Annotated in this window: 1 protein-coding gene; it reads right to left on the bottom strand. The window is 41.1% G+C overall.

The annotated features are described in order from the left end of the window. Positions 1 to 6,814: Calx-beta domain-containing protein (locus tag KO502_RS07850; RefSeq protein ID WP_216022029.1), on the bottom strand; the 6,814-nt coding region annotated here is incomplete at its 3' end. Positions 6,815 to 7,429: the final 615 nt, after the last annotated feature.

Genomic DNA, 7,429 nt, shown 5'->3' on the forward strand with positions numbered 1-7,429 from the left:
TACTGCCATCAATCGCATAATAACCATCAGTGTTAGTGCCCGCAGTGAAATCAACTACAGCTGTTTCATCTTCATCCGACACACTGAACGTCGCCACCGTCGCGCCCACTGGCGTCACATCTTCCGTCGCTGAGCCCGCTGTTAAGGTTAAGCTGGTTTCATCATCCGTCGCATTGGTTGCTGGTGTGCCTGTCGCCGTTTTATCGGTTGAGGTACCCGAGGTCGTTAAGCTGATCTCAGGCAAGGTATTGCCCGCATCTAAGAACACTTTACCGGCAGCGGTTAAGGTAATGTTAGTACCATCAATCGCATAGTAACCGTCTATATTGGTACCGGCTGTGAAATCAACTACAGCTGTTTCATCTTCATCAGACACGCTGAAGCTCGCCACTGTTGCGCCAACCGCCGTCACATCTTCCGTCGCTGAGCCCGGCGTTAAGGTTAAGCTGGTTTCATCATCGGTAGCGTTGGTTGTTGGTGTACCCGTCGCGGTTTTATCCGTCGACGTACCTGAGGTGGTTAAGCTAATTTCAGGTAAGGTATTGCCTGCATCAAGGAAGTCTTTACCGTCTTGCGTTAAGATAATGTTAGTACCATCAATCGCATAGTAACCGTCTGTATTGGTACCGGCTGTGAAATCAACTACAGCTGTTTCATCTTCATCAGACACGCTGAAGCTCGCCACTGTTGCGCCAACCGCCGTCATATCTTCAGTCGCTGAGCCCGGCGTTAAGGTTAAGCTGGTTTCATCATCTGTTGCATTGGTTGCTGGTGTACCCGTCGCGGTTTTATCCGTCGACGTACCTGAGGTGGTTAAGCTAATTTCAGGTAAGGTATTGCCCGCATCAAGGAAGTCTTTACCGTCTTGCGTTAAGATAATGTTGGTACCATCAATCGCATAATAGCCATCAGTGTTAGTGCCCGCAGTGAAGTCCACTGTCGCGGTTTCATCTTCATCTGACACACTGAACGTCGCCACCGTCGCGCCCACTGGCGTTACATCTTCCGTCGCTGAGCCCGCTGTTAAGGTTAAGCTGGTTTCATCATCTGTTGCATTGGTTGCTGGTGTACCCGTCGCGGTTTTATCCGTCGACGTACCTGACGTAGTTAAGCTAATTTCAGGCAAGGTATTGCCCGCATCTAAGAACACTTTACCGGCAGCGGTTAAGGTAATGTTACTGCCATCAATCGCATAGTAACCGTCTATATTGGTACCGGCTGTGAAATCAACTACAGCGGTTTCATCTTCATCCGACACGCTGAACGTCGCCACCGTCGCGCCCACTGGCGTTACATCCTCTTCTGCTGAGCCCGCTGTTAAGGTTAAGCTGGTTTCATCATCTGTTGCATTGGTTGCTGGTGTACCCGTCGCGGTTTTCTCCGTCGACGTACCTGACGTGGTTAAGCTAATTTCAGGTAAGGTATTGCCCGCATCTAAGAACACTTTACCGTCTTGCGTTAAGATAATGTTGGTGCCGCTGATCGCATAATAGCCATCAGTGTTAGTGCCCGCAGTGAAGTCCACTGTCGCGGTTTCATCTTCATCAGACACACTGAACGTTGCTACCGTCGCGCCCACTGGCGTTACATCTTCTTCTGCTGAGCCCGCTGTTAAGGTTAAGCTGGTTTCATCATCTGTTGCATTGGTTGCTGGTGTACCCGTCGCGGTTTTCTCCGTCGACGTACCTGACGTGGTTAAGCTAATTTCAGGTAAGGTATTGCCCGCATCTAAGAACACTTTACCGGCAGCGGTTAAGGTAATGTTACTGCCATCAATCGCATAGTAACCGTCTGTATTCGTACCGGCTGTGAAATCAACTACAGCTGTTTCATCTTCATCCGACACGCTGAACGTCGCTACCGTCGCGCCCTCTGGCGTTACATCTTCTTCTGCTGAGCCCGCTGTTAAGGTTAAGCTGGTTTCATCATCAATTTTATTAGTAGAGCCTGGGTTAACATCAATAGTTACTGGTGCTTCTTGCTCACCGTCAGTTGCCGATAACGTAAAGTCCGGTAAATCAACGCCGCTGTTAATTAAATCAGCACCGGCTTGGGTTAATACCACGGTATTGCCATCAAGGGCGTAGTTAACGTTATCAGATAAGGTCACCGTCACAAGATCGCCGTCTTCATCCGCTGTCGTAAACGTCGCGACTACATCATCTTCACTGGCTTGCTCTTCGGTGAAACTTGGGGTTGTTGACACAAGCGTAATGGTCGCTGCATCGTTTACTAAGTTAGAAGTAACAGTGTTACTTGCACTTACACCGTCACTCGTTATTAAACTAATATTTGGTAATGCATTACCTGCATCTAAATAAGCCTCACCTGCAGCTGTTAATTTTACGTCTGATCCATCTAATACATAATAAACGTCATCATTTGATCCTGGTGTAAAATCAACCGTTAACCCGCCTTCATCATCAAGAAGCGTGTAACTACCTAAAATTGCACCTGCAACCGTAGAGTCTTCTGTAGCAGTACCGTTAGTTATAGTTAAGGTTTCAACATCATTAACTAAAATGGTGGTAATTATATTGGTAGCAACTACACCATCACTGGTAGTTAAACTGATATTAGGTAATACATTACCTGAATCTAAATATGTTTCTCCTGCCGATGTTAATTTAATATCACTGCCATCAAGTACATAATAATTATTAGTATTAGTGCCCTGAGTAAAATCTACCGTTAATGGAGCTTCACCAGGCTCATCTGTTAAGGTATAACTACCTAAAATAGTACCTGCAACTGTTGTATCTTCTGTGGCAGTTCCGTTAGTTATAGTTAAGGTTTCAACATCATTAACATCAATTGTGTCACCAGGGTTAACTTCAATCGTAGCAGGTGTGTCTTGCTCACCGTCTGTTGCTGATAAAGTAAAATCTGGTAAGTCGCCACCGCTGTTAATTAAATCAGCACCGGCTTGCGTTAATACAACAGTATTGCCATCAAGGGCATAGTATGTGGTATCTGATAAAGTTACTGTTACTTCATCACCGTCTTCATCTGCGGTACTAAACGTCGCAACTACATCAGTAGCAACAGCATCGTCTTCAATGAAACTTGGTGTGGTTGAAATTAAGGTAATTGTAGAAGCATCATTAACATCAACAGTGTTACCTGGGTTAACCTCAATCGTAGCCGGTGTGTCTTGCTCACCATCGGTTGCTGATAAAGTAAAATCAGGTAAATCTCCGCCGCTGTTAATTAAATCAGCACCGGCTTGCGTTAATACAACAGTATTACCATCAAGCGCATAATAAGTAGTATCTGATAAGGTAACCGTTACCTCATCGCCGTCCTCATCTGCAGTATTGAATGTAGCAACAACATCAGTGGAAACTGCCTCTTCTTCAGTAAAAGTTGGGGTAGTTGAAACTAACGTAATCGTCGCTAAATGATTTACATCGATGGTGTTACCTGGAGCAACATCGATTATTGAAGGCGCTGTTTGTTCACCGTCAGTTGCTGATAAAGTAAAATCAGGTAAGTCGTCACCGCTGTTAATTAGATCAGCACCGGCTTGCGTTAATACCACAGTATTGCCATCAAGTGCATAGTATGTAGTATCTGATAAAGTTACTGTTACTTCATCACCATCTTCATCTGCGGTACTAAACGTCGCAACTACATCAGTAGCAACAGCATTGTCTTCAATGAAACTTGGTGTGGTTGAAATTAAGGTAATCGTCGCCGAATCATTAACATCAACAGTGTTACCAGGGTTAACCTCAACCGTAGCAGGCGTGTCTTGCTCACCATCTGTTGCTGATAAAGTAAAATCAGGTAAGTCTCCACCGCTGTTAATTAAATCAGCGCCGGCTTGCGTTAATACAACACTATTACCATCAAGGGCATAGTATGTGGTATCTGATAAAGTTACTGTTACTTCGTCACCGTCTTCATCAGTTGTTATGAAAGTCGCAACTAGATCCGCAACAACCGTCTCGTCTTCAGTAAAACTTGGCGTAATTGAAACAAGAGTAATAGTAGCAACATCATTAACAGCACCAACAGTAACAGTCGATGCAGCCGTAGTTGAGCCTCCGTTATTATCTGTTGCTACTAAGGTAATAATTGCTTCGCCGTTAAAGTTTTCAGCGGGTGTAAAAGTGTAAGTACCGTCATTATTTACAACAACACTGCCTTGCTCTGCAGGAACATTTGCGGTAATAGAGTCTACAGTGCCATCAACATCTTCTGCGGTAAAACTTACCGTAACAGAACCAGAATCTTCATCTAACGCGCCATTTTCAACAGTAAGTATTGGCGCAATATTATTATCTATGTCATTAGCTAAAATAGTCGCTGTACCAACGGCTTGAGAATCACCAATTTTAGCGGTAAGCGTAAAACTTTCATTTTCTTCATTGATGTTGTCATCGATAGTATCAACAACGACATTTATACTTGTAACTCCAACAGGTACAATAAAGTTGCCTTTACCATCAAACTCTAGGTATTGTGGGTTTTCCGCGTCGCCATAAAAAGCTTTAAGGCTCGAACTAGTATAATCTTGCTCTGTCGCACTGCCAATTTGCAGTGATAAATTAACTAATGTAAATGAATCTGCTACATCACCTAAGTTTTTATTAATATTTACGGTAAATACAGCACTTTCACCTTCCGTAACTTCAGGCGAATTTACTGTTAATTCAACAGGGTAATCATTATCAAAAATACGTAGTGTAGCTTGTGCATCATTAATGGTTGCATTAGTTGCATTTGAAAGATTTATCAAAGCAAACTCTGGTGAATCTTCAATAATTAAATCATCAACAACGGTAATTGAAATAGTTGCGGTTGTTTCACCCGGTTGAAAGGTGACAGTACCCGAAGTATTTTCAAAATCTTCGCCAAATACAGCAGTTAGCTCTGTCGTATTATAATCAACAGTAATAACTTCATCGCTTGCTTCACTTAAAGTTAAAGTAAATAATGCATCACCTTGACCTTCAATAGTTAATACATGCTCAATATTTATCGTCGGTAAATTGAGAGGAAGCGAGTCATTATCTTCAATAGCGAACAATATAGTTTCATCGTAGAATTCTTCACCTTTGATTTCAGCACGGAAATATTCTGTAGGCTCAATAGTAACATCATCAAAAATAGGTACTCGAATTTCGATATTACTAGTACCCGCTGCTAATTCAAATCCAAAAATTGGACGAGGAATACTACCGCTTGTATCAATATCAACGATAACCATTTCATGCCAAGTATTACCGCCATCATTTGAATATTCTAATGGAATACTGTAATCATCTGCGTATTCGGCAATTTGAGCGATACCATTATCAAGAACAACATCTTTACCTAACGCTGTTAACTCTGCTTGAACTTGAGCAGTTAACTGTTCACTTAATAATTCACTGGTAAAATTAATGCTTAACTGTGTATCGGTATCAAATGTTAAAGAACTGTTTAAGGTAAATTGGTTAAAGCCTGCATCTTCTTTAACATCATTAATATCAGCAGAAAGGTGAGATTTATAACGATCTAAACTTTGTGAGGTAACCTCTTTGCTAACGGTCCAGTCTTCTACGCGGTAATCAATAGCAAGGCCTTCTAAATCTTTACCTGTAACGCCTTCGTTAAGTTGGATTTCATAATTACCATCACCTTTGTCAACCAAAGTACCAATATTTTCAAACGCCGCAGATAATTTAACATTATCAACAACTAAATTTTCAGTGATAACTTGCTGACCCACAGCCCCCACTAAAAGATCATCTGTACTAAAAGTAATTATCCCTTCCGCTTCAAGAAAGTGATAGTTAATTAAACCGCCAGGTACATCAATGGTGTCGACTTCACGAGCATCTACATTTTCAGGTGCGCGATCGCCCGCTAATTCATCAATAGTTTGTGCAACATGCTCCATCGCTATTGACTCAAATGTGTTTTCGCCAGTAGGATCGCTTTCAGTTTCACGAGTAAACTCTATACCAACAGACGCTAAGGCCTGAGAAATCAATTCTTTACCTGAATTCGTTATATCTAAAGGCTCACCCGTTGTTGGATCAATATAACCAGTAAAAGCATCACGAATTTCTTGGCTGATTACAATATTTGTTGAATATGAATTTTCGGTATTTACCAGTTGGTCTGTACTTAAAACACCATCTGAGTTATTAGTATCTGATAGGTCACTGTCTAACGCCTGTAAGAAAATAGCCATATTTTCAACATGGTCTGAGTTACTATCTGAAAGCTCTGTTCCCGCAATATCTTGTAAGAATAAAATATTACCATTAATTGCATCGGCGCTAAATTGACCGATAACAACATCACCAATAGTAAAAGTGATAATATCATCAGCGTTATATCTGAATTCACCTGCTGTGCCATTTTCACCTGTAAGCCCAGTTAAGCCTGATGATGTACTGTAACTAACACCTGAAACAAAGTTATCGGTAAACTGAGCTCTAAAGCTTGAATCTGAGATACCGTCATTGGTATCAGATAATTCTATTGAAGTAGAATTAAAGGCAAAACTTGCTGTTTTAAATTCTGATGATACAAGTGTTTCACTGCCATCACGCGAAACGCTAACGAACTCGGTAGTACCGCCATTGTTTGCTTCACCGGCAGCGGTTTCAACAACCTCAATAGGCTCTTCACCTGCTTCAATTTCGGCTTGAATGGCTTCAATTTCAGCTAAATCTTCAGCATCAATTTCAGTCTCATCAACAGGGGCATCAGCTTCGACAGTGTCATTAAGAATATTATCTAAATTTACCGTCAAATCAGTGTTTTGTTCTTGTGGATTTAACTGGTCTTTATCTTTATTAATACTATCGGTCATGATCTAGCCTTCATTCGATGATTATATACTTTAGTGAGAAACAAGCTGCTTACAAAAAAAACATAAAACTCACAATTAAAACACTGCATTTACGAGTATATACATTTGTTTTAATCCAAAGACTTATACTAATATATTTAACGCACACAGTCTATATTTTAAGCTATTTAATACCCTGATATTGATATAAAACAAGATCTTTTATTATACCAATCTGATTAAATTTCTTCCCAACTCAGAGCTATGTTCGATGTGCAATAACAAGGCGAATTTGTTTAGGTCTAGTCATTCTAAATCAAATAAATTTAACGATGTTAGTGTGCATCGAACAAGCTCCCAAGGGCGAGTTTAAAAGGCTTATATGCAGTGTTATTAATTTTGACAAGGACGCTACATGGATGTAGCTTCTTAGAGAATGCAGGAGCACATTCTCCTGAACAACCATTCTCTTCAATCAATGCCTTGCCTCTAAGCCTTTTAATTCTCGCTGAGTGGGAAAGAACTTAATCAAATTGGTATAAGCTTGTATTGATGTTTTCAATAGGGAAAGGCAGAAGTAGTATTTACGGGTTTAATTTATTATTTAACCCGTAAATAAAATAGCCTACCTTATTG

This window comes from Colwellia sp. E2M01, from assembly GCF_018860585.1.
In the GTDB taxonomy this organism is placed as follows: domain Bacteria; phylum Pseudomonadota; class Gammaproteobacteria; order Enterobacterales; family Alteromonadaceae; genus Colwellia.